Here is a 23,782-nt window from a genome sequence, read left to right as displayed (position 1 = left end):
CACGCTGGGCACCCATTCGAACACGTGCCGTAATCAGGGGTGGGTTTGCGAATTACGTACCCTCACGGAATGAAGGCGTACCGTTTCTGCAGGCCATGGGCCACATCGGGCGCCCGGCGCCCGGCCGGCGGTCAGACTCCGGCGATGCGCAGGGCCGCGTCCGCGGTCGCCTCGGCGAAGGCCGACACGGGCCGCTCGGGATCGGATCGGTGGATCAGGATGACACCTTCGATCAACCCGAAGAGCAAATCGGTGCGGAGTGCGAGCTCACTCTTTCCGAGGGTTTTCCCGACCGCCGTGGCCGCCAGCAACTGCCGGTAGGTGTCCTTGAGTTCCGCTCGCACCGCATGGAATCCGGCGAACCGTTCGGACCGCACCTCGGGCAGGAGGTAGAGCCCGCCCAGATTGTGCGGGCCGCCGCACAGCAGCTCCACGTCGGAGCGGCACAGCTCCCACAGCCGGCGTTCGGCGGGGGCCGCGTCGTCCGCGAGGAGCCGGCGGGCGAGGGTCAGCGAGGGCGTCACGGTGGACTCGAGGAGCTCGGCGAGGAGGTCCTCCTTGCCGGACACGTAGTGGTACATGGTCGCCTGGCGCATGCCCGCACGCTCCGCGACGGCGCGCGTGGTCGTGGCGGCGTACCCCCGGGTGGTGAACAACTCGGCGGCTGCGGCGAGGAGTTCGTCGCGTGCGGACAGTCCGCTGTCCGGCCGCTGAGCGGCGCGCGGCCTGCCGACCCGCCCCCGTGACCCTCCGGTGACACCCATGGCGTCGATCGTCGCACACCGCCGCACAACCGCAGGACGGGCGGTCCGAGTGAGGGATCGGTAACCGCGGCGCAACAGACGGGCAATCGCCGCGACGCCTCCCGGTCGTAATTTCTGTCGCGCGACAGAAATACAGGCCGAGCCGGAAGGTCCCGCGATGGCGACAGCGACCACTTACGGAGCCCGCGACCATGCCCGCGCCCAGGAGGGCACCCACGCCGACGCCATGCCCGTCGTGCCCGCGAGCGCCTGGCCCTCGCCGCCCTGCGAGGCCGGGCATCTGGTGTGGGCGGAGACGGTGGCGGGCGGCAACTACACCCACCGGGTGCTGGCCCGCGGCACCGAGCTGCGGCTGACGGACCAGGCGGGCGACGCCTGCGCCCACCTGCTGCTGTATGCGGCGGACCGGCCGTGGGAGCGGCTGAACGTGGCCGACACGGTCAAGGTCCAGTGGAACGCCTACCTCGGCGAGGGACAGCTGCTCCTGTCCGACCAGGGCCGCGTCCTCGCCTCGGTCATCGCGGACACCTCGGGTCGGCACGACGCGCTGTGCGGCACCTCCACGCTCGTACGGAACACCGAGCGGTACGGGGACGGGACGCCGCAGTCGGCGTCGCCCGCGGGCCGCGAGCTGTTCAAGCTGGCCGCCGCGAAGAACGGCCTGTCCGCACGGGACCTGCCGCCGTCCCTCTCCTTCTTCCAGGGCGTGGAGGTACGCGAGGACGGCGCCCTCGACTTCACGAGGTCCGCCGGCCCCGGCGCGAGCGTGACGCTCCGCGCCGAGCAGGACGTGACCGTGCTGATCGCGAACGTGCCGCACCCCGTCGACCCGCGCGAGACGTACACCAGCACCCCGCTGGAGGTGCTCGCCTGGCGGGCCGGCCCGACACGGCCGGGCGACCCGCTGTGGGACGCGACACCCGAGGGCCGCCGCGCCTTCCTCAACACCACCGAATTCCTTGCCGCGAGGGGGCTCGCATGACGCACAGCACCGTTGTCCCGGCCCGGTCCGCCTGGTCGGCCGTGCTCGCCCCGGGCGAGACGCTCACCATCACCGATCTGCACGGCAACCAGGCAGTGGACTTCCTCGTCTACGACGCGAAGGACACGAGCGTGCGCTACAGCGCCCCCGACACCATCCACGCGCAGGGCAACATCTTCCTGACCACGGGCAGCGTGCTGATGTCGAACGAGCACACGCCGCTGATGACGGTCGTCGACGACGAGGTCGGCCGGCACGACACGGTCGGCGGCGCCTGCTCCAAGGAGTCCAACACCCTGCGGTACGGGCACCACACGTGGTCCCAGCACGCGTGCGTGGAGAACTTCCTGGCCGAGGGCCACAAGTACGGCCTCGGCAAGCGCGATCTGGTCTCCAACATCAACTGGTACATGAACGTGCCGGTGGAGAAGGACGGCACCCTCGGCATCGTCGACGGCATCTCGGCACCCGGCCTGAAGCTGACGCTGCGCGCCGAGCGCGAGGTGATCGTGCTGGTCTCCAACTGCCCGCAGATCAACAACCCCTGCAACGGCTTCGACCCGACAGCGGTCGAGATGACGATCGGTGACTCGGCAAGCCCCGACGGGGCGGGCGCCGCATGAGCTTCGACACGCTGCTGGTCGCCAACCGCGGCGAGATCGCGGTGCGCATCATCCGCACGGCCGGGGAGCTGGGCCTGCGTACGGTCGCGGTCTACTCCGACGCGGACCGCGCCGCGCCCCACGTACGGCTCGCCGACGAGGCCGTACGGCTCGGCCCGGCGCCCGCCAAGGAGTCGTACCTCGACGCGGACCTCGTCCTGAAGGCGGCCAAGGACTCGGGCGCGGGCGCGATCCATCCCGGTTACGGATTCCTCTCCGAGGACGCGGAGTTCGCGCGGCGCTGCGAGGACGCCGGGATCGCGTTCGTCGGTCCGACGCCCGCGCAGCTGGAGCTGTTCGGCGCCAAGCACACCGCGCGGGCGGCGGCCGAGGCGGCCGGCGTGCCGCTGGCGCCCGGCACGGGCCTGCTCGCGGATCTCGCGGAGGCGCTGGAGGCGGCCGAGCGCATCGGCTACCCGGTCATGCTGAAGGCGACCGGAGGCGGTGGCGGCATCGGCATGTCGGCCTGCCGCTCGGCCGCCGAGCTGACCGACGCCTGGGAGCGGGTGCAGCGGGTCGCCTCGGCCTCGTTCTCGTCCGCGGGAGTGTTCCTGGAGCGGCTCGTCGAGCACGCACGCCATGTCGAGGTGCAGGTCTTCGGCGACGGCGAGGGCCGCGTGGTCACCTTCGGCGACCGGGACTGCTCACTGCAGCGCCGCAACCAGAAGGTCCTGGAGGAGGCGCCGGCCCCGGGCCTACCCGACCGGATACGCGACCAACTGGCCGCCTCAGCAAGCGACTTGTGTGCAAGCGTCGGCTACCGCTCCGCTGGAACCGTGGAGTTCGTCTACGACGCGGCGCGCGAGGAGGCGTACTTCCTGGAGGTCAACACGCGCCTCCAGGTCGAACACCCGGTCACCGAGGAGATCTACGGCGTCGACCTGGTGGCCTGGATGCTGCGCCTCGCGCAGGGCGAGACGGGCGTGGTCCGGGACCCGGGCCCGCCGCGCGGCCACGCCGTGGAGGCCCGCGTGTACGCCGAGGACCCCTCGCGCGACCACCGGCCGAGCGCAGGGCTGCTCACGCGCGTGTCGTTCCCCGAGGACGTCCGTGTGGACGGCTGGGTCGAGACGGGCACGGAGGTCACCACCTCGTACGACCCGATGCTGGCCAAGGTCATCGCGTACGGCGCCGATCGCGCGGACGCCCTCGCGAAGCTGGACGCCGCGCTCGCCGAGACCCGGGTCGACGGCATCGAGACCAATCTGGGGCTGGTACGGGCGGCTCTGGCCGACGACTCGTTCCGGTCCGCCGCGCACTCGACGTCGACGCTGGCGGGCGTGAGCGACCCGACGCCGCGTGTCGAGGTCGTGTCCGGCGGCACGCTCACGACCGTCCAGGACTGGCCGGGCCGCACCGGCTACTGGCAGGTGGGTGTGCCCCCGTGCGGCCCGATGGACGATCTGTCGTTCCGGCTGGGCAACCGGGCGCTGGGCAACGAGGAGGGCGCGCCGGGTCTGGAGTGCACGCTGCAGGGGCCCTCGCTGCGGTTCACGCACCCGGCGACGGTGTGCGTCACGGGCGCACCGGCACCGGTGACCGTGGACGGCGAGCCGGTCGCGCAGTGGGAGCCGGTGACCGTGCCGGGCGGGGCCCTCCTTGAGATCGGGGCGCCGACGGAGCACGGCCTGCGGACATACGTACTGTTCGCGGGCGGCGGCCTGGACGTTCCCGACTTCCTCGACAGCGCCTCCACGTTCACACTGGGCCGGTTCGGCGGGCACGGCGGCCGGGCGCTGCGCACGGGCGATGTGCTGCACGGCGGCACCATCACCGACTCCGGCGCCCCGGTGGCGTCGGCCGACCGCCCGGTGTTCGGGGCCGAGTGGCACATCGGCGCCGTGGAGGGCCCGCATGCCGCGCCCGAGTTCTTCACCGAGGAGGACATCCGCGACTTCTACGCCGCCGACTGGAAGGTCCACTTCAACTCGGCGCGCACCGGCGTACGGCTGGTCGGCCCGAAGCCGCGCTGGGCCCGGACGGACGGCGGCGAGGCGGGCCTGCACCCGTCCAACATCCATGACACGCCCTACTCGGTCGGAGCCGTCGACTACACCGGCGACATGCCGGTGCTGCTCGGCCCCGACGGCCCGTCCCTCGGCGGCTTCGTCTGCCCGGCGACGGTGGCGAAGGGACAGCGCTGGAAGCTGGGCCAGCTCCGGCCCGGGGACGTGGCGCGCTTCGTGCCGGTGACGGTCGAGACGGCGGCACGCCTCCGCCGGACGCCTGCGCTCGCCCCGGTCGCGGACCGGGCGGAGATCACCGACGGCGGCGTCCTGGCCCGGCACGGCGACGTGACGTACCGCCGCAGCGGCGACGACAACCTGCTCGTCGAGTTCGGCCCGATGCAGCTGGACCTGGCGCTGCGCATGCGGGTGCACGCGCTGATGGAGGCCGTGGTGGCGGCCGGTCTGCCGGGCATCACGGACATCACACCCGGCATCCGCTCGCTCCAGATCCAGACGGACCCGGATGTGCTGCCGCAGCACGAACTCCTCGAGGCGGTGAGGGAGATCGAGTCCGGTCTGCCGCCCGCCGACGAGCTGGTCGTCCCGTCCCGGACCGTCCACCTCCCCCTCTCCTGGGACGATCCGGCGACCCGCGAGGCCATCGCCCGCTACATGGCGGGCGTGCGCGACGACGCCCCCTGGTGCCCGTGGAACATCGAGTTCATCCGCCGGGTCAACGGCCTCGACTCGGTCGACGACGTGTACCGGACCGTCTTCGACGCCGAGTACCTGGTGATGGGTCTGGGTGACGTGTACCTGGGCGCACCGGTCGCGACCCCGCTGGACCCGCGCCACCGCCTGGTCACGACCAAGTACAACCCGGCCCGCACCTGGACGGCCGAGAATTCGGTGGGCATCGGCGGCGCCTACCTGTGCATCTACGGCATGGAGGGGCCGGGCGGCTACCAGTTCGTGGGCCGTACGACGCAGGTGTGGTCGGGCTGGCAGCAGCGCGGCGCCTTCGAGCCCGGCTCGCCGTGGCTGCTGCGCTTCTTCGACCGCATCAAGTGGTATCCGGTCGAGGCGGACGAGCTGCTCGAACTCCGTGCGGACATCGCCTCCGGCCGTTTCGTACCGAAGATCGAGGAGGGCGTCTTCTCCCTCGCGGAGTACGAGCGGTTCCTCGCCGACAACGCCGACTCGATCGCCGAGTTCCGCACCCGCCAGGGCGCCGCCTTCGCCGCGGAACGGGACGCCTGGGAGGCGGCGGGCGAGTTCACCCGCGCAGAGGCGGCAGCGGCCCCGGCTGCGGCACCCGCAGAAGTGACGGTCCCCGAGGGCGGCCGCCTCGTTGAGGCCGAATTCGCCGCGTCGGTATGGCAGGTGCACGTACAGCCGGGCGACGAGGTGACAACCGGACAGCCCCTGCTCGCCCTGGAGGCCATGAAGATGGAATCCCGCGTGCACTCCCCCATGGACGGCGTGATCCTGGAGCTGCTGGCAAAGCCGGGAGACCAGGTGGAGGCGGGAACGGCCTTGGTGGTCATAGGCCCAGCGAGCTCAACGGTGACCTGACGACGTGAGCTGACGACGGCCTCGGTTTGTGCCCACGGCCCGCACCCGACGAACCCACCCCAGCACAAGGAGCACAGATGTCGTCCCCAACGGTTACCAGGGTCCGAGCTGCGTACGCCCGCGTAGGGGCGGTAGACCGCCCGGAGGTGTGGATCGACCTGCGCCCCCAGGCGGAGGTCGAGCAGGAAGCCGAGGCGCTGGACGCCCGAGCCGCCGCAGGCGAACACCTCCCCCTCGCCGGGAGGCTGTTCGCGGTGAAGGGCAACATAGACGTGGCGGGCCTCCCCACCACGGCAGGCTGCCCCTCGTACGCGTACGAACCGACCACCGACGCCCCGGTGGTAGCCCGCCTCCGCGCAGCAGGCGCGATCGTCCTGGGCACGACGAACCTGGACCAGTTCGCCACGGGCCTGGTAGGCACCCGCTCCCCCTACGGAGCGGTGAGAAACGCCCACGACCCGTCCAGGGTCAGCGGCGGCTCCAGCGCCGGCTCAGCCGTAGCGGTAGCGCTCGGCATAGCGGACTTCGCCCTCGGCACGGACACCGCCGGCTCCGGCCGCGTCCCCGCGGCCTTCAACGGCATCGTCGGCCTCAAGCCGACCCACGGCCTCGTCCCCACCGACGGCGTCGTCCCGGCCTGCGCCTCGCTCGACTGCGTCACGGTCTTCGCCCGTACCCTCCCGGAGGCCGAACAGGCCCTGTCGTACATGGCATCGCCCAGCGCCCGCGAACTGCCTGCCCTCCCCCGACGCGACCCGGGCCCGTGGCGCATAGCCGTCCCCGACCGCGCCCAACTCGGCGAGCTGGACCCGGGCTGGGCCGAGGCATACGAAGCCGCAGTCGCCCAACTCGCCGCAGCCGGAGCTGAGCTGCGTCCCGTCGACCTCGCCCCGTTCACCGAGGCGGCCGCAATGCTCTACGAAGGCGCCTTCGTAGCCGAGCGCTACACGGCCGTCGGGAGCTTTATCGACAAGTCCATAGACGCGGGAGCGGACGACCTGGACCCCACGGTCGCGGGCATCATCACCCGCGCCCGCGACATCCCCGCCCACCGCCTCTACGCCGACCAGGAGCGGCTCGCAGCGCTGCGCGCGAAGGCGCTGGCATCCGTCGGCGACGCCGACGTCTTGCTTCTGCCCACGACTCCAGGCCACCCGACCCTCGCCGATGTGGCTGCGGACCCCCTCGGCTCCAACGTCCGCCTGGGCCGGTTCACCAACTCCACGAACCTCTTCGACCTGGCGGCCGTCGCGGTTCCGGCCGGTGAGGTGGACGGCCTGCCGTTCGGTGTCATGCTGATCGGCCCGGCGTTCACGGACGAACGGCTGGCGCGGATCGCGCGCCTGCTCACTCCGCCGACGCGTATCGCGGTGGTCGGCGCACACCTGTCGGGCCAGCCGCTCAATCCTCAACTCCTCGCGCTGGGTGCCCGGTTGGAGCGTACGACCACGACGGCACCCGTCTACCGGTTGCACGCCCTGCGGACCACCCCGCCCAAGCCTGGCCTCGTCCACGTCGGCGAGGGCGGCGCCCCCATCGAGACGGAGGTGTGGCGGTTGCCCGCCGAAGGGCTCGGACGACTGCTCGCCGCCCTGCCCCGGCCCATGACCCTGGGCCGCGTGGAACTCGCCGACGGCACCTCCGTACCGGGCTTCCTGTGTGAACCCGGCGCGCTCGACGGGGCATCGGACATCACGGAACACGGCGGCTGGCGAGCGTACCTTTCGGGTGCCGCCGACTGACACGGACGCAGAAACAGCCGGCTCCTGGTCAGGCGCCGAAAGGACCGAGGCACCTGTCGGCGCAGCCGCCGCTTTAGCCACCTCCCCCACGATCGTTCCCGGTTCGCGAACCGTGCCGTCAGGGAGGACAGGTCCGATGACAGCGCCGAACACCTCAGCGCCGCAGACATCGACGTCACCAGCACATGCGGAATCACCACCACACGGGGAGGGGGAACCGCGCACCCGGGGGCGCTGGGCCCGGGTCGTCACATCACGGCCGCGGCTGACGCTCCTGTTCGTCCTGCTGCTGACGGCGGCCGCCGTCCTGCTCGGCAGCGGCGTCGCCGACCGCATGAGCAGCGGCGGCTCCCAGATCCCGGGTTCCGAATCGTCTTACGCCACAAAGGAGTTGGAGAAGCGATGGCCCGCCTCGCAGCCGAATCTGCTGCTCCTGGTGTCGACATCGAAGGCGTCGGGACCGTCGGACGGTGAGCGGTCCCGGAGCATCGACGACCCCGCGGTCGCGGCCGAGGCCCGTGCACTCGCCCGGCGGCTGGCGGACGAGTCCACCGTGCGGGGCGTCGTGTCGTACTGGGACACCAGGGATGCGGCGCTGCGCGCGCGGGACGGGCACGAGGCGCTGATCACCGCGCACATCCGGGGCGACGAGGACGCCGTGGATGCGGCACTGGAGCGGCTGGAGCGCAAGTACCGGGGCGAACACGGCACCATCGACGTGCGGCTCGGCGGTCCCGCCGCCGTGCGGCACGCCTCGCAGCAGGTGATCGCCGACGACCTGGTGCGCGCTGAGGCCATCGCGCTGCCGGTGACGCTCGTGCTGCTCGTCGTCGTCTTCGGCAGTGCCGTCGCCGCGCTGCTGCCGCTGCTGGTGGGCATCGTCGCGATCGTCGGTACGAACGCGGTGCTGCGAGTGATCACCGAGTTCACCGATGTGTCGGTGTACGCGCAGAACCTGACGACGGCACTGGGCCTCGGACTCGCCATCGACTACGCCCTGTTCATCGTGCGCCGCCACCGCGAGGAGCTCGCCGCGGGCCGGGAGCCGCGGGCCGCCGTCGCGGCGACGTTGCGTACGGCGGGGCGCACGGTGCTCTTCTCGGCGCTCACCGTCGCGGTGTCCCTGGCGTCGATGTTCGTGTTCGAGCAGTACTTCCTGCGGTCGTTCGCGTACGCCGGAATCGCCGTCGTACTCATTGCGGCCGCGGCCTCGCTGATCGCGCTGCCCGCCGCCCTCGTCCTGCTCGGTCATCGGGTCGACGCGCTGCGGCTGCCCCTGCGCAGGCGCGACGGCACCGCAAGGGACCCGGGCGCGGGCTGGGCGCGCCTCGCCGGTGTGGTGATGCGGCGCGCACCGCTGTTCGTGGTGGGCACCGTGACGGTACTGGTCGCTCTTGGACTGCCCTTCAAGGACGTGCAGTTCGGCACGGCGGACGACCGTCAGCTGCCCGCCTCGGCCGAGCCGCGGGTGGTGCAGCAGCACCTGCGCGACGAGTTCCCCGGCAGCCCGGGCAGCTCGCTCGCCGTGCTCGTCGAGGGCCGGGCGACACGGCAGGAGCTGGCCGCGTACAGCGGGTCCGTGTCGAGGCTTCCGCACGTCGTCCAGGTCACCGGGCCCGCCGGACGGTACGTGCACGGGCAGCGGGTCGGCGCGGGGATGCCGGCCGGGGCGAGCTATCTCACCGTGCTCCACTCCGGCGAGTCCACGTCACGCTCGAGCCTGGACCTGGTGAGCGGAATCCGGTCACTGTCGGCCCCCTTCCACACATCCGTCACAGGACCCGCCGCCGTGCTCGCCGACACCCAGCACGGCACGGCACAACGCCTGCCGTGGGCGCTGGGCATCATCGCGGGAGCCACACTCGTACTGGTCTTCCTGTTCACCGGAAGTGTGCTGCTGCCGGTCCTCGCGGTGCTGGTCAACGCCCTGAGCCTGACCGCGATGTTCGGTGCGATGGTGTGGGTCTTCCAGGAGGGCCATCTCGCCGGCGTGCTGGGCTTCACACCCACCGGTGACATCGAGACGGCCCTGCCCGTGCTGATGTTCTGCGTCGCGTTCGGACTGTCCATGGACTACGGGGTGTTCCTGATATCCCGCATCAAGGAGGAGTACGAGCGCAGCGGCGACCACCGCGCCGCGGTCGTGCTCGGCATCCGGCGCACGGGCGGACTGATCACCGCGGCCGCCCTCATCCTGGCGGTGGTGATGGCGGCGATCGGTACGTCACGGGTCACGAACATCAAGATGCTCGGCCTCGGCGTGGGGCTCGCGGTGCTGATGGACGCCATGGTCGTGCGCAGCCTGCTGGTGCCTGCGGTACTGCGGCTCACCGGGCGTGCGACGTGGTGGGCGCCGGGTCCGCTACGACGGCTGCAGCAGCGAGCGGGTCTGCACGAGGCCCGGCCGGACTCCTCGTTCCAGCCATCGCCTCGCACCGAACGCCCGGTCAGTGGCCGAACATGATCGCTCGGTGACGCTCCGCCACACACTCATCACATTTGAGTCATTTGACGTGGCTACACTCCCGCCACATGGAACGGCGGATCTTCGGTCCGTGTGAAGTGTGGGGGCGGATTGATACGGATTCTGCTGGCCGAGGACGTCTCGATGGTCCGCGGCGCGCTCGTGGCGCTGCTCAACCTCGAGGACGACCTCGAGGTTGTGGCTGAGGTGGCCAGCGGGGACGCGATCGTGACGGCAGCGCTCGACCTCCGGCCGGACGTCGCGATCATCGACATCGACCTTCCCCGTATGGACGGGATCACCGCCGCCGCCGAGCTGCGCGAGCGGATGCCCGAGTGCCGCACCGTGATCCTCACCAGCCTCGGCAGCCCTGGCACGTTACGGCGGGCGCTGGCACACCAGGTCACCTGCTTCGTACTGAAGGACTCGCCCGCGGCCCACCTCGCCGAGGTGGTGCGCAGGGCCGCCGCGGGCGAGCGGGTCATCGACCAGCAACTGGCCCTGGCGGCGTTCGCGGACGGCGGTTCACCGCTCACCGACCGCGAGACGGACATCCTCCGGCGCGCGGCCCTGGGCGCGGACGCGACGGAGATCGCCGAGGCGCTGCATCTGTCGGTCGGCACCGTGCGGAACTATCTGACCTCCGTCGTCACGAAGTTGAACGCTCGCAACCGGGTGGACGCGGTACGGATCGCGAAGGAGTCCGGCTGGCTGGCCTGAGGACAGCCGGCAGGGGCGCGGCACGCGCCTCGCGGTCAGCTCGGAGGGTCCGGGGCCTCGGCCACCACGCGGAACCAGCCTCGTTCGTCCCTGTCGACGGTGAGGCGGCCGCCCACCGCTTCCATGCGTTCGGCGAGGTTGACCAGGCCCGCGCCCCCGCCCTGGCAGAGCCTCGGCCGCTCTGTGCGGATGCCGTCGTTGGCCAGGGTGAGCCGGACGAAGCCTCCTTCCGCGCGGCGGATCTCGATGCGGCACTCGGTGGCCTTGCTGTGCCGGATCAGATTCGTGACGCCTTCCCGGAGCACCGTGGCAAGCACGGTGCCGACCGAGGCCGAGCACTCGTGGCGTATGTCGACGACCGCGCGGACGTCGGCGGCGGCCAGCACGGAGCGGGCAGACTCCGCCTCGGCGGTGAACGACAGTTCGCGGTAGCCGCGTGCCACCGCTCGTACGTCCGTGAGCGCTGCCCGGGCGACGGTGAGCAGGCCGTCGAGCTCCTCACGGGTCCGCTCGGGATGGACGCGCACCAGCCGCCGCGCGAGATCGCCCTTGAGCGAGATCGCGGAGAGGCTGTAGCCGAGCAGGTCGTGCAGGTCGCGGGCGTATCGACGACGCTCCTGGTCGACCGCCTTCCAGGCGAGGGTCTCCCGCTGATGGTGGGCACGCGTCACGAGCTCGGCGAGACGCGCGACCCCGTACACGGCGAGCGCCATCACACCGGTGGCGCCGCCCGCGTACAGCGAGCGCGTCCACGAGTCGCCGCGCGCGAGCCCCGTCGTGCTCACCCCGGCCGCGGTGAGGGCGGCCAGCATCCGGCCACCCGTACCGCGCACCATCAGCAGCAGCGAACCGGCGAAGTAGCCCGCCATACCCGGCCAGACGATCCCCGCCACGGGCACGGGCAGGAACCCGAGTGCGCCCTGCGCGGCGAGCGTCCACCCGCGCCAGCGCTCCCGCGCCCGCCCCAGCGCCGGAAGGCTGTGCAGCACGTGCAGCCCAAAGGTGCCGAGGAACGCGCCGGCCGACGTTGCCGCAGCCATCGGGCGCGGGTGCTCGGCAGCGATCGCGACCACACCCAGCGGTACGAAGCCGACGGTGACCGCGACCGCGATCCCGACGGCACGCCGCGTGACCGGCATGGCGTCGGAGGTCTGGTCGGCAACGCCGTTGAACTGGCGTGCCCACAACAGGGACTGCTGCTCTTCCACACCGGACATCGAACCCCCCAGTACTCCTCGGTGCCGGTTCCCGGATGCTAGGCGCTGGCGGACCGCCGCGGACAGAGGGCCTTGGCGGGCGGTGTCCGGGACAGACCGCCGGATGCCGGACGTGACGGATTCATATCGACTTCGTGGCCGCATCACTGGTGCCCGCGCACCTCGGGCTGTCAGGGTCGTCACGGATTCAAGCACCGCACCGGCAGGGGGCAAGTGATGGAGATTGCCGTACTCGGGCCGCTGAGCGCACGGGTGGGGCAGGCATCCGTGGTGCCCAGCGCCGCCAAACCGCGGCAGGTTCTGGCGCTGCTGGCGCTCAACTGCGGTCACCCCGTGAGCGTTTCGTCGCTGGTGGACGAGTTGTGGGGGGACAGGCCACCACGGTCCGCCGAGGCCACGCTGCACACCTACGTCAAACAACTACGCCGGATGATCGGGGCCGCGCTGGCCCCGGATGATCCTCGGGGCCCGCGCGACGTGCTGCGCAGGGTCCACACCGGCTACCGGCTGGACGACGCGGCAGGCGGTACGGACGCCGCGCAGTTCGAACGGCTCGCCCTGGCGGGCCGTTCGGCGCTGGAACGGGGCGCCGAAGCCGCCGCCTCGACCCTGTTGATCCGTGCGCTGGGGCTGTGGCGCGGCCCGGTCCTCGCCGACGTCGCGCTGGGTCCCGTGCTGCGCGCCGAAGCGTTACGGCTTGAGGAGCTGCGCCTCATGGCTCTGGAGGAACGTTTCGGCGCGGAGCTTCGGCGCGGCCGCCACCGGACGCTCATCGGCGAACTGGCCGCGCTCACCTCACGGTTCCCGCTGCACGAGAATCTGCACGCCCAGCTGATGCTGGCGCTGTACCGCAGCGGCCGGACCGGGCAGGCCCTCGAGGTGTACCGCCGGCTGCGTCACGTCCTGGCCGACGAGCTCGGCCTCGAACCGTCCACCCAGGTACGCCGACTGCACGAGGCCCTACTGCGCGGGGACCCGGTCCTGGACAGCCCGGCGGCCGCCCCCCGGGGTGACCTCGTGCCACCGGCCGGGCCCGGGCGAGGACGGGGGGATGTGCCCATGCAGACCGTGCCGGGCTCGCCCCTTCCGGTGGCCGCCCGATGACGGCGTATCTGCCGCGGCCGCCGCACCCGGGCGCCCGGGTCCGCCTGGTGTGCTTCCCGTACGCCGGCGGGGGCGCTTCGGCGTACGCGCGCTGGCAGCGCGGGCTCACCGACCGGGGTGCCGCGGTGGACGTCCTGCCGGTACGGCTCCCGGGCCGTGAGGGTCGCGCCGGCGAACCGCGGTTCACCGATCTCACCGCACTCACAGCGGAGCTGGACGAGAACCTGAGCGAGGTACTCGACCGGCCGTACCTGCTGTACGGACACAGCATGGGGGCGCTCATCGCGTACGAGCTGATGCGCAGCCGTCAGACGCGCGGCGCCCGGCTGCCCCGGGCGGCGCTGCTGGCGGCCTACCGCGCACCGCACCTGCCACCGCCCCGCATCGGCGCGGCGGTCGCCGGGGACGTGGACGGAGGCGGGAACACGGACGCGGAACTGGCTCAGGCGCTGGCAGACCTCGGCGGGCTGCCACCGCTTCTGCTCGACCATCCGGAGTGGCTGCGGGCCCTGCTGCCCGTGGTGCGGGACGACCTGGCGCTCTGCGCTGGCGCCGTGACCCGCCCAGTCCCTGTGTCCGTGCCGCTGCACCTGTTCGCCGGGCGGCACGACGAGTTGGCCGGGGAGGCGGAGGTCGCGGCCTGGCACAGATACGGCGCCCGCGACTGTGAGCTGCACACCGTGCCGGGCGGCCACTTCTTCCTGCGCACGCACGAGGAGGAGCTGCTGGACGAGGTGGCGCGGGTGGTACGCCGCTACGAGGCCGAGGAGCACACAGCGCACCCGAGCCACACGGCGCCGCGAAGCGTACCCGCCGCGACGCGGGCGTAGGCGAAGGCTGCACTCCCGGCCTCACCACCGGCCAGCGTGAACCCCTGGCCCGCCCGACTCGTCGGGCGGGCCCGTCTGCCGGCGCAGGAGGCGCGGCACAATCGGTCGCTCTGCGACGCTCGCTGCGCCCCGGCTCCTCGGGGCACGCCGCCGCGTCCCGCGGCTCCGGGTCACGCGGTACCGGTCCGGGAACGGTCTGGCGGCTTCCGTAGGTGCGTGTGCCGCTGGGCGCGCAGCAGGCGCACCGTTGTGAGGCCGCCGGCGGCCGTCGGCGGAATGGCGGCCCACAGCGCCCAGCGCCAGTCGGGGCCCGTGAGGACGGTCCCGGCCGTCAGACCCGCGCCGAGTCCGGCGAGAACGACCGCGTCCCAGCCGAGGAGCAGTCGGTCCGAGCGCACGGGGACGAGTGCGAGGGCCACGGCGGTGAGTGCGGCGCCGCCTGTGCCCTGCACGCCGCGCAGGACCAGGAAAGTGACCTGACCATGGACGACGGTGCAGGCCACCGAAGCCTGCACGAACAGCCACAGTCCTGCGATGAGCACCGCGAGCGGACCCGTACGACGGATCAGCCGCCGCAGCGCCGGCGCGAGGCCGCCCAGTGGAAGCAGGTAGGCCAGAACTGCCCACGGCAGCCATGCGGGTGGCAGCCCGTGGGCGGCGCGCAGCGCGGGCCCCATCGGGGCCACGACGCCTGCGGCCGCCGCCACGGCGAACTGGTTCAGGCCCACCGCGCCGAGCAGGAGGCGCGGCACCTCGCCCGGCGCGCTGCCGCGCGGGCCACCGCGCCGCAGGGGCTCCCCCGGACTGCCGCCCTGCCGACTTTCCCGCAGATCGCCATCCTCCAGAGGGTCCCGCAGACCACCGTCCTGCCGAGGCTCCGGCAGACCTCCATCATGCAAAGCCACCCGCGGAGCACCCTCTCCACCCATGCCGTCAATCCCGCGCATCCCGCTGCACCTCGGCCACCCGCTCCCCCGGCTGCTGAAGCTGGAAGTACGCCCCGGCCAGCACCCGCTGGGTGAGGAACTCGCTGCGGTTCACCGCGCGATAGAGCGTCCTGCGCCAGGACCCGCCCACGCGGCCGCCGAGGGCGAACAGCCGCTCCTGGCGCAGTTGGAGGGCGCGGGAGCGAGCCACGGAGGGTTCGCGGGTGCGTTGGAACTCCGCGGTCGCGGCCCCCAGCGCGGACGTGCCGCCGCCGTCGCGCAGCGCCTGCTCGACGAGCGGCGCCAGGGTCACGGCGTCGATGATCGCGTGGTTGACGCCCTGCCCGAGTATCGGCGTGAGGGTGTGCGCGGCGTCCCCGATCAGGACGAGGCCGGGCGCCGACCAGCGCGGCACGACGGTCGTGAAGATGTCCAGCATCGAGGTGTCGGCCCAGCCCCGGACATGCTCGCGCACGGTCTTGGACAGCTCGGGGGCAAGCTGGTCGAGGCGCTCGTACAGCAGGGGCAGACCCTGGCTGCGCATCTCCTTGAGTCCGCCCTTGGGGATGTTGAACCCGACGCGGACGCTGTCGGGGCGGGTCGGGATGAACAGCCCGTGCTGGTCGCCGCGGATCCGGATGCGATACGTCCGGTCGTCCCAGTCGGCATACGGGAAGGGCAGCTTGAGCCAGATGACGTCCCGGTTCAGGGGCAGTGTCCGGTACGGCAGTCCCGACATCTCGCGGACCTTGCTGAACCGCCCGTCGGCGGCGACGGTGAGCGCGGCGCGGATCTCCTGCTCTCCTTCGGCGGTACGGACCCGCACCCCCGTCACCTGGCCCGTGTCGTCGCGCAGCAGACCGGTGGCGGAAGCGCCCTGGAGCAGCGTGAAGCCGGGGTACTGAGCGCCGGTTTCGGCGAGCGCGGACAGCAGGGCGGGCTGCGGCAGTTCGACCGGGAAGGGGTGCGGATAGCGGAACCGGTCGAAGTCGGCGGCCAGCACGGTGTGTCCCGAGTCGTTGATCTCCATCCGGTGCATCTGGACGCATTCACCGTCCAGCCGCTGCAGCAGGCCGAGCCGGTCGAGGAGCCATACCGAGTCCGGCGAGACGGACTCACCGCGGAACGACCGGTTGAAGTGGCGGCTCGCCTCCACCACGACCACCCGCACGGATCGCCGGGCGAGTTCCACGGCGAGGGTGAGCCCCGCCGGTCCGCCGCCCACCACACACACCTGGGTCGATACGTCGGGAACGTCCATCGTCCTGCCTCCCGGGCACTGGCACAGAGGGGCCCGCACGCACAGCTGTCCGCACGGTCGTCCCAGGCTCTGAGCGTGTCCTTAAGCGCGGCTTGCGGCGGTGCGGGCCGCACAAGCGACCGTTAAGGCGGCTGCCACACGCTGCCCGTCATGACCACCGAGACGACGGCGGCGTCCGGTCCACTCGACCGGCTGCGCCTGATGCACTCCGACGGCACCCTGGCGGAGCAGTGGCCCGCACTGCCGGGGCTGCTGGCCGAGCTCACCGCGGGCGACAACCCCTTGTCCGCGCTGCAGACGGCAGGGCGGCTGCTGACCCGGATCGATCCCGGGGCGCTCCCGGGCGCCGAGCAGGTCACCGTCGCGGTGTGCGGCAGCTCCACCCTGGACGGGCTGGTGCCCTCGCTCACCGCGGAGCTGGCCCGGCACCGTCTGCTGCTGCGCCCGCGCATGGCCGACTTCGGTGCCTGGGAGCGCGAGCTGCTGGACACGAACAGCCTGGTGTACGCGTCCGGGACGCGGCTCGCCCTCTGTGTGCTCGACGCCTCGGTGGTCTTCGACGCCCTGTCCCCGCCGTGGACGGTCGCGGACGCCGGGGACGCCGCGGACGCGCTGCTCGCCCGTCTCGACCGGCTCGCCGCGCACCACGCCGAGCACGGCCACGCCACGCTCGTACTGAACACGCTCCCGCTGCTGCGCGAGCACACGCACCAGCTCGTGGACCACCGCTCACGCACCGAACTGGGCGCTCTGTGGCGGGACTTCAACGCCCGGCTGCTGCGGCTCGGGCTGCGCCATCCGCGCACTCACGTCGTCGACCTGGAGCCGCTCGTCGCGGCCGGCGGCCCGGTGCACGACGCGCGCCTCGCCGCCTACGCCCAGGCCCGCCTGGGCACGGGACTGCTGGCGGCGTACGCACGCGAGGTGGCCCATCTGACCCGCACCCTGCACGGACGTACGAAGAAGGTGCTGGTCCTGGACGCCGACAACACCTTGTGGGACGGGGTGCTCGGCGACCTGGGCGCCGAGGGCGTCGCCGCGGCGTCCACGTACCGAGGTGAGGCCTTCGGGCGCTTCCAGCGCGTCGTCAAGCAGCTGGGCGCGCAGGGCGTGCTGCTCGCGGTGTGCTCCAAGAACGATCCCGAGCCGCTGCTCGACGTGTTGCGCACACACCCCGACATGGCGCTGCGCGAGGAGGACTTCGTCGCTGTGCACGCCGGCTGGGGCCCGAAGGACGCCGCGCTGCGGGACCTCGCGAAGCGGCTGGACCTGGGCGAGGACAGCTTCGTCTTCGCCGACGACTCGTCGTTCGAGCGTGCTCAGGTGGCCGGGGCACTGCCCGGCGTGGACCTGGTGGCGCTGGACGACGAACCGGCGCTGCACGGCGAACGGCTGCTGGCCGAGGGCTGGTTCGACGTGCCGGAGCTGACGGACGCGGACCGGCGGCGGGCCGCCCAGTACCGCAGCGAGGGCGAGCGCAGGCAGCTTCGGGAGAGCGCCGAGTCGTACGAGGAGTTCCTCGCAGGGCTGGACGTCACGGTGGAGCTCGCCCCGGCACGACCGCACGAAATGGCGCGGGTCGCCCAACTCACCCAGCGGACCAACCAGTTCAACCTCACCACGCGCCGTATGTCGGCCGACGAGGTGCGTCAGGCCGCCGACCGGGGCCTGGTGCTGACGGTCGCAGTACGCGACAGGTTCGGCGACAGCGGCCTGGTGGGCGCGGTGTTCGTGAGGGCCGACGACACGGACTGGCACATCGACAACGCGCTGCTGAGCTGCCGCGTCTTCGGGCGCGGCATCGAGCAGGCGGTGTTCGCGGCGCTGCTGGCGGGCGCCCGCGGCACGGGCAGCGGGGCGGTGCACGGCCGCTTCCGGCCGACGGCGAAGAACCAGCGGTTCCGGGACCTCTATCCGTCGCTGGGCTTCGAGCGTACGCAGGCCCTGCCCGACGGGTCGGTGGCGTACCGGCACCTGCTGCGCGGCCTGCCGGAGTCACCGGCGCACATCACGGTCACCGGCGGCCCCGGTGCCATCGACAGCAGCGGCCCCGCCGCGGGAACTCTCACAGGGGGACGGCCTTGACCAGCGCACTCGCCAAGACCCGCACCGGCACCTTCACGGAGGTCGTCCTGGAGCGCACCGCGGCGCACGCGGAGCGGGACGCGTTCGTGTTCCTTCCGGACGACTCGGCCGGTTCGGCACCCGTGCACCTGACGTACGCGGGGCTCGACTCCCGGGCCCGGCGCATCGCGTCCTGGCTCCAGGAGCACGGCGCGGCCGGACGGCCCGTGCTCCTGCTGCATCCGCCGGGCACCGCGTTCGTCGCCGCCTTCGCGGGCTGTCTGTACGCGGGCGCGGTGGCTGTGCCCGCGCCGCTGCCCACCGATCAGGGGGAGCAACTGGCGCGCGTGGCCGGCATCCTGCGGGACTCGCAGGCGGTGGCCGTACTCACCACCACGGACCATGTGCCGCCCCTCGAGGCCTGGCTGGACTCCGTCTCGTTGCCCCAGGTGCGCTGTCTGGCCACGGACCGCGACGACTTCGGTGACCCCGCACAGTGGCGTCCGCCCGCCACAGGCCCGGACGACCTGGCATTTCTCCAGTACACCTCGGGTTCGACGAGCGAGCCCAAGGGCGTCATGGTGACCCATGCCAACCTCGTCGCGAACGAGGCCGCGATCCAGCGCTGGGCTGGCACCACCGAGGGCATGGTGGTGGGCGGCTGGCTGCCGCACTACCACGACCTGGGGCTCATCGGGCATGTGCTGCACCCCTTGTACGTCGGCGGGGTCGCGGTGCAGATGTCCCCGCTGTCGTTCCTGAAGCGGCCGCGCCGCTGGCTGGAGATGATCGGCACCTACCGGGTCGAGGGCTCGGGGGCGCCCGACTTCGCCTTCGACCTGTGCACGCGTCGCATCACCGACGAGCAGCTGGCGCAGCTCGACCTGTCCAGCTGGCGGGTCGCGCCGAACGGCGCCGAGCCGGTGCGGGCCGACACCCTGCGCGCCTTCGCCGAGCGGTTCGCCCCGGCGGGGTTCCGCGCGGAGGCGTTCACCCCCTGCTACGGCCTCGCGGAGACGACACTGCTGGTGACCGGCTCGGACGCGGCGGCCCCGCCCACCGTGCGCAGCGTCGACGCCGACGCCCTGGAACAGGGCACGCTGGCGCCGCCGTCCACGGCGGAGGGTGCCCGGACGCTGGCGGGCAGCGGCACCGTCCGGGACACCGAGGTACGGATCAGCGACCCCGGAACGGGTGACGCGCTGCCGGACGGACGGGTCGGCGAGGTCTGGGTGCGCGGGCCGAGCGTGGCGCTCGGCTACTACGGCAACCCGACGGCCACCGCCGCGTGCTTCCGGCCCGACGGATGGCTGCGCACCGGGGACCTGGGCGTGCTGGACGGCGGCGAACTCTTCGTCACCGGGCGGATCAAGGAGGTGGTCGTCCTGGCCGGGCGCAATCTCTACCCCCACGACGTGGAGCAGGCGGCACAGTCCGCCGACCCGTCGCTCACCCGGGGCGCCGGTGCCGCGTTCGCCGTGCAGACGGACCGCGAACACCTGGTGCTCGTCCAGGAGGTGCGGCCGGCCGCCGTGCGCGACGGCGACCTGCGGGCGGTGGCGACGGCGGCCCAGCGGGAGATCGGGCGCCGGTTCGCGGTGCCCGCGGGCAATGTGGTCCTGGTCCGTCCCGGCACCGTGCGGCGCACGACGAGCGGCAAGGTCCGGCGGACCACGATGCGCGATCTGTTCCTGAAGGGCGCGGTGACCCCGCTGTACGAGGCTCTGGAACCGGCAGTAAGGGCGCTGGTGAGTGAGGCGGCGGACCGAGCAGCGGACGCGGACGGCAGGGGCGCTCCGGTGGCAGTTCCGGCCCAGGCACCGGCCGCACCGGCATCGTCTCCCGCTCCGGAAGGGACGGCGCCCCGATGACCACGGAACACTCCCCCTACCGGCTCGCCGAAGAGCTCGAGCACGCGCTCGGCGACCCCGCGGACGCCCGCACCCCCTTCTCGTACGCGGCCTGTCTGGAGCTCGATGCGCGCGAGGAGTTTCCGGCCGCTGTCTGCCGGATTCTCGACGACTGGGGCCTGCCCGACTACTACGTGCCGGTGCGGCACGGCGGGCGGCTGCGTGACTACGAGCACGCGCTGCATCTCGTACGGACGGTGGCCCGGCGCGACCTGACGGTCGCGGTGGCGCACGGCAAGACGTATCTGGGCGGCGTGTGCGTGTGGGTCGCGGGCACCGCGGAGCAGGCGGCGCGGCTGGGTTCGGACATCCGGGCCGGTGTGCCGGTGGCGCTGGCCCTCACGGAACGGGCGCACGGCAGCGACCTGCTCGCGGGCGAGGTCGAGGCGGTACCGGACACCGGCGGTGCAGCCGCCGGATCCCCCGGCTTCCTCCTCAGCGGCGAGAAGTGGCTGATCAACAACGCCACGCGGGGTGCCGTCCTGTCGCTGCTGGCCCGCACCGACCCGGCGGGCGGCCCGCGCGCCTTCTCCGTGCTGCTGACCGACAAACGGGAGCTGGCGCCAGGGAGTTGGCGCCCCCTGCCCAAAGTGCCGACGCACGGCATCCGCGGCGCCGACATCTCCGGGATCGCCCTCGACAGCGCCCGGGTGCCGCGTTCGGCGCTCGTCGGACCGGAGGGCTCCGGCATCGAGACGGTGCTCAAGGCGCTGCAGCTCACCCGCACGATGTGCGCCGCGCTCTCGCTGGGCGCCGCCGACCACGGGCTGCGCATCGCACTGGACTTCGCGTGGGAGAGGCGGTTGTACGGGCGTCGGCTCGCCGAGCTGCCGCAGGCGCGCCGGATCCTGGCGGAGGCGGCAGCGGATGCACTGACGCACGAGGCGCTGGCGCTCGTGGCCTCCCGGATGGTGCACACGGCCACGGATGAACTGTCGGTCGTCGCGGCCGTCACCAAGTATCTCCTGCCGACGGGCACCGAGGCCGTGCTCGACGCTCTCGCCGGGCTGCTGGGGGCTCGGGCCTTCCTCGTGGCGGGGCAGGGCGTGGGCGCGTACGGGATGTTCCAGAAGGTGGAACGCGACCACCGGATCGTGGGGCTCTTCGACGGCAACACGCTGGTGAACCTGAACTCGCTGATCATCCAGTTCCGTTCGCTGGTCCGGCACTGGCGTCGCGGCCGTACGGACACGGCGGGGGCGCGAGCGGCCTGCGATCTTGCGGAGCCGCTGCAGGAGTTCGCGCCGGAGCGGCTGTCGCTGGTCGCCCGGCACGGCAGCTCCCTCACCGCCGCCCTGCCGGAGTGGACGGCGGCCGTGCGGGCCCATGCCGACACGGACCCGGCGCTGAAGGGCGCCGCGGAGGCGGCGGAACGGCTGCTGGCCGTGACCGGGCGGGTGCACGAGGAGATGGCGGGTTTCGCCGACGTCGTCGCGGACGTTCCGGAGGACGCGTTCGACGTGGCGCGCCGCTACTGCCTGTGCTGCGCGGGTGCGGCCTGTCTGGGCCTGTGGGTACAGGCCCGCGCCGGGTCGGTCGAGGGCTTGTGGCGGGACGGGCTGTGGCTGCGCGCCGCCCTGGACCGCCTGCTGGAGCGGCTCGGCGAGCCGTCCGCGGGCGATGCCTACGAGGAGCTGCTGGAGGAGGCGTTCGCGCTGCGCGAGCAGGGGCGGTTGTTCTCGCTGCTGCGGCTCGATCTGGCACGAAGCGACGACCTGGCAGGAAGCAGCGACGCGAGGGAGGGGGGACCACGATGACACGGGCGCGGACGGCCGTGACGGACAGCGATATGACCGGAGCAGGCGGCACGCCGTCAGGCGGTGTCCGGGCAGGTGGCGCGCGAGCCTGGGCTGAGGGGCCGGACGCGGCACAGGCAGAGGCGGCGCAGGCGGGCTCGGCGCGGCCCGGCACCATACAGCCCAGCTCGCCGACCGACGCCGCCGCCCGGGCCGCCGAACTCTCCCGCGCCTTCAGCGCCCCGGACGACCCCGACAACCCCCTGGGCTCCGCCCGGCTGCTGGAAGCCGACGAGCGCGGCGTCCTCAGCGCGGACGGAGAGGCGCTGCTGGACGGATTCGGGCTGGGCGCCGAGTACGTCCCGGCCGAGCTGGGTGGGCGACTGACGCGCCTGGACGACCTGGTGCGCGTCGCCCGCGAGGTGTTCCGCCGGGACGTGGGACTTGGGCTGGGGCACGGCATCACGTCGTTCATGGCAGCGGTCAACGTGTGGACGGCGGGCTCCGTCGCACAGCGCCGGCGTCTGGCGGACATCCTGCTGGACGGGGGCAAGGTCTCGGTCGCGTACCACGAACTGGCACACGGGAACGACTTCCTGCGCAACGAGTTCGCGGCCCACGCGGCGCCCGGCGGCTATCGGCTCGACGGCGCCAAGCACGTCATCAACAACGCCGACCGGGCCCGCGCCTGGGTGCTGTTCGCGCGCACGGACCCCGGCCCGGGCAGCCGCAGCCACTCCGTCCTGCTGGCCGCCCCCGGCGACGTACCAGCCGACCGCTGGCAGCCGCTGCCCCGCTATCGCACAGTGGGAGTGCGCGGCTGCCGCCTCACCGGCCTCGCCTTCCACGACTGCCCCCTGCCCGCGTCGTCGCTCGTCGGCACGGAGGGGCGGGGCGGCGAGGTGGCACTGCGGTCGTTCCAGGTGACGCGCAGCGCGCTGCCCGGCATGGCGGTCGGCACGGTGGACCACTGCCTTCGTACGGTTCTGCGCTTCGCGCTGGGGCGGCGGCTGTACCGGCGCCAGGTCGTGGAACTGCCGCATGCGGCAGCCGTGCTGACCGGTGCGTTCGCCGATCTGCTGCTGTGCGACAGCATGTCGCTCGCGGCCGCACGCACCGTGCAGATCCTGCCCGAGCAGGCGAGTGTGACAGCGGCCGCCGTCAAGTACCTGGTGCCCCGGCTGCTCACACAGAGTGTGCGCGAGCAGTCCGTGGTGCTGGGCGCCCGCTTCTACGTACGCGAGGGCGACCACGCCGTCTTCGGCAAGCATCTGCGGGACCTGCCGGTGCTCAGCCTCGGCCATGCCGGCCCGACGGCCTGCCTGGCCACGCTGGTGCCGCAGCTACGGCGGCTGTCGTCCGCGCATCGACTTCCGCCGCCTCACGACCTCTTCACACCCGAGGCGGACGCCCTGCCGGATCTGGCGCTCGACCGGCTGACGCTCGCCGCGACAGCGGACCCGCTGAGTGGTGCGCTCACCGAGGCGGCGGCCCGTGCGAAGGACGTCCCCGATCCCCTCCTGGGCTCCCTGTTGCGCGATCTCGCCGCCGACCTCGAGGACGTACGCCGCCGGGGCCGCACCCTGCCGCCCGCCGACCGCACGCCACTGGCCTCCCCGGGCGCCTTCGCGCTCGCCGGGCGGTACGCGCAGCTGCTGGCCGCGTCGGCGGCCGTCGGAGTGTGGCGGTCCGCGGCCGGCGGTTTCCTCGCCGACCCGGCGTGGCTGGTCGCCGCCCTGCACCGCACCGCACGCCGCCTGGGCCTGCGCACGACCGGGATTCCGGAACCGTATGCGACCCGGCTGGGCACCGAACTGCTCGCCCGCTACGAGGAGTCGCGCCCCTTCGACCTGTACGGCCACGTGTAAGACCGCGA

At 72.7% G+C, this 23,782-nt stretch carries 16 protein-coding genes; 12 read left to right on the top strand and 4 right to left on the bottom strand.

Annotated elements, in window-relative coordinates; all coding sequences use genetic code 11:
• Positions 1-131 precede the first annotated feature (131 nt).
• Positions 132-764 carry a TetR/AcrR family transcriptional regulator gene (locus tag ACWD4J_RS06625; protein WP_451394200.1) on the bottom strand — a complete coding sequence of 211 codons (633 nt, stop codon included), beginning with the start codon at positions 762-764 and terminating at the stop codon, positions 132-134.
• Between the two features lie 157 nt (positions 765-921).
• On the opposite strand from ACWD4J_RS06625, the gene ACWD4J_RS06620 reads away from it, so the two are divergent.
• The 6 genes from ACWD4J_RS06620 to ACWD4J_RS06595 all read left to right on the top strand — a co-directional run bounded on the left by ACWD4J_RS06620 (position 922) and on the right by ACWD4J_RS06595 (position 10,858).
• On the top strand, positions 922-1,746 hold the full coding sequence (locus tag ACWD4J_RS06620) for an urea amidolyase associated protein UAAP1 (RefSeq protein ID WP_451394199.1): 825 nt from the start codon (positions 922-924) through the stop codon (positions 1,744-1,746).
• On the top strand, positions 1,743-2,369 hold the full coding sequence (locus ACWD4J_RS06615) for an urea amidolyase associated protein UAAP2 (protein ID WP_451394198.1): 627 nt from the start codon (positions 1,743-1,745) through the stop codon (positions 2,367-2,369). The genes ACWD4J_RS06620 and ACWD4J_RS06615 overlap by 4 nt, the downstream gene beginning before the upstream one ends.
• Entirely contained in the window at positions 2,366-5,932 is a 3,567-nt protein-coding gene (uca, locus tag ACWD4J_RS06610; RefSeq protein ID WP_451394197.1) for an urea carboxylase, read from the top strand. Before ACWD4J_RS06615 ends, uca begins: the two co-directional genes overlap by 4 nt.
• Positions 5,933-6,009: 77 nt before the next feature.
• Positions 6,010-7,674, top strand: coding sequence for an allophanate hydrolase (gene atzF / locus ACWD4J_RS06605; RefSeq protein ID WP_451394196.1), 1,665 nt, complete (start codon positions 6,010-6,012; stop codon positions 7,672-7,674).
• Positions 7,675-7,810: 136 nt separating this feature from the next.
• Positions 7,811-10,138 (top strand): MMPL family transporter, encoded by a 2,328-nt coding sequence (locus ACWD4J_RS06600; protein ID WP_451394195.1) that lies wholly within the window; start codon positions 7,811-7,813, stop codon positions 10,136-10,138.
• Between the two features lie 111 nt (positions 10,139-10,249).
• Positions 10,250-10,858 (top strand): response regulator transcription factor, encoded by a 609-nt coding sequence (locus tag ACWD4J_RS06595; RefSeq protein ID WP_451394194.1) that lies wholly within the window; start codon positions 10,250-10,252, stop codon positions 10,856-10,858.
• Between the two features lie 35 nt (positions 10,859-10,893).
• On the opposite strand, the gene ACWD4J_RS06590 is transcribed toward ACWD4J_RS06595, so the two are convergent.
• Positions 10,894-12,075, bottom strand: a complete 1,182-nt coding sequence (locus tag ACWD4J_RS06590; protein ID WP_451394193.1) for a sensor histidine kinase — start codon at positions 12,073-12,075, stop codon at positions 10,894-10,896.
• 216 nt (positions 12,076-12,291) lie between these two features.
• Between ACWD4J_RS06590 and ACWD4J_RS06585 the strand changes: the two genes are divergently transcribed.
• Both ACWD4J_RS06585 and ACWD4J_RS06580 read left to right on the top strand, forming a co-directional pair.
• Positions 12,292-13,179: an AfsR/SARP family transcriptional regulator gene (locus tag ACWD4J_RS06585; protein ID WP_451394192.1), complete on the top strand. Its 888-nt coding sequence runs from the start codon at positions 12,292-12,294 to the stop codon at positions 13,177-13,179.
• Positions 13,176-14,009, top strand: coding sequence for a thioesterase II family protein (locus ACWD4J_RS06580; protein WP_451394191.1), 834 nt, complete (start codon positions 13,176-13,178; stop codon positions 14,007-14,009). Before ACWD4J_RS06585 ends, ACWD4J_RS06580 begins: the two co-directional genes overlap by 4 nt.
• A gap of 170 nt (positions 14,010-14,179) precedes the next feature.
• On the opposite strand, the gene ACWD4J_RS06575 is transcribed toward ACWD4J_RS06580, so the two are convergent.
• Both ACWD4J_RS06575 and ACWD4J_RS06570 read right to left on the bottom strand, forming a co-directional pair.
• Positions 14,180-14,914, bottom strand: a complete 735-nt coding sequence (locus ACWD4J_RS06575; protein WP_451394190.1) for an MFS transporter — start codon at positions 14,912-14,914, stop codon at positions 14,180-14,182.
• A 28-nt stretch (positions 14,915-14,942) separates the two neighbouring features.
• On the bottom strand, positions 14,943-16,196 hold the full coding sequence (locus tag ACWD4J_RS06570) for an FAD-dependent oxidoreductase (RefSeq protein ID WP_451394189.1): 1,254 nt from the start codon (positions 16,194-16,196) through the stop codon (positions 14,943-14,945).
• A 150-nt stretch (positions 16,197-16,346) separates the two neighbouring features.
• Between ACWD4J_RS06570 and ACWD4J_RS06565 the strand changes: the two genes are divergently transcribed.
• The 4 genes from ACWD4J_RS06565 to ACWD4J_RS06550 are packed head-to-tail and all read left to right on the top strand — an operon-like array spanning position 16,347 to position 23,774.
• On the top strand, positions 16,347-18,281 hold the full coding sequence (locus tag ACWD4J_RS06565; RefSeq protein ID WP_451394188.1) for an HAD-IIIC family phosphatase: 1,935 nt from the start codon (positions 16,347-16,349) through the stop codon (positions 18,279-18,281).
• Positions 18,278-20,131 (top strand): fatty acyl-AMP ligase, encoded by a 1,854-nt coding sequence (locus ACWD4J_RS06560; protein WP_451394187.1) that lies wholly within the window; start codon positions 18,278-18,280, stop codon positions 20,129-20,131. The genes ACWD4J_RS06565 and ACWD4J_RS06560 overlap by 4 nt, the downstream gene beginning before the upstream one ends.
• Positions 20,128-21,927, top strand: a complete 1,800-nt coding sequence (locus ACWD4J_RS06555; protein ID WP_451394186.1) for an acyl-CoA dehydrogenase family protein — start codon at positions 20,128-20,130, stop codon at positions 21,925-21,927. The genes ACWD4J_RS06560 and ACWD4J_RS06555 overlap by 4 nt, the downstream gene beginning before the upstream one ends.
• The gene (locus ACWD4J_RS06550) at positions 21,924-23,774 is read left to right on the top strand and encodes an acyl-CoA dehydrogenase (RefSeq protein ID WP_451394185.1); all 1,851 of its coding nucleotides are present in this window, start codon (positions 21,924-21,926) and stop codon (positions 23,772-23,774) included. Before ACWD4J_RS06555 ends, ACWD4J_RS06550 begins: the two co-directional genes overlap by 4 nt.
• The last annotated feature ends 8 nt before the right edge of the window (positions 23,775-23,782 follow it).

The sequence above is a fragment of the Streptomyces sp. NPDC002577 genome (assembly GCF_053594815.1).
Note: the sequence above shows the minus strand (reverse complement) of the source record. Positions and strands in the feature narration are given on the sequence as shown.